Annotated in this window: 1 rRNA gene; it reads left to right on the top strand. The window is 59.1% G+C overall.

From position 1 onward, the window contains the following. Positions 1-219: ribosomal RNA gene (locus tag ABD259_RS25685) — 16S ribosomal RNA — on the top strand; the annotation flags it as partial. Between the last annotated feature and the right edge of the window lie 431 nt (positions 220-650).

Raw genomic sequence — 650 nt, 5'->3', positions numbered from 1 at the left:
CCATGAAGGTGGAGTCGCTAGTAATCGCGGATCAGCAGTGCCGCGGTGAATACGTTCCCGGGCCTTGTACACACCGCCCGTCACGTCATGAAAGTCGGCAACACCCGAAACCTGTGGCCTAACCCTTTGGGGAGGGAGTGGGTGAAGGTGGGGCTGGCGATTGGGACGAAGTCGTAACAAGGTAGCCGTACCGGAAGGTGCGGCTGGATCACCTCCTTTCTAAGGAGTCTTTTTGGCTGGCTGTTGCATTGGCTGTTGTGGTCGGTGGCGGTCGGCGGACTCGAAAGTGGGCCCGGCATGGTGGTTGATGCTTCTTCGGGGGTGTTGGCCGGGTGTCGGGATTGGCTGGGCTGAAGAACGAACTTCCGCATCCTGTCTTGGAAGAGGGGGTGCGGGCGCGCTGTTGGGTGTCTGAGGATGCAACCGCTGGTTGTGTTCCTGGGTGCCACCCTGACGAAGACCCTGGTGGGCTGTTGATCCTGGATCCGTCTGTTTTCTGGAGGGGTTCGGGTGGTTCTTTCCGGGTGTTGTGGTTGGGTGTGTGGCTGGTGTTTTGATTCGTGGATAGTGTGCGCGAGCATCTTGTATCTGTGGTGGCCAAGTTAGTGTGGCATACGGTGGATGCCTTGGCACCAGGCGCCGATGAAGGA

The sequence above is a fragment of the Nocardiopsis rhodophaea genome (genome assembly GCF_039530945.1).
GTDB lineage: Bacteria > Actinomycetota > Actinomycetes > Streptosporangiales > Streptosporangiaceae > Nocardiopsis_C > Nocardiopsis_C rhodophaea.
This window is presented reverse-complemented; position numbering and strand designations above follow the sequence as displayed.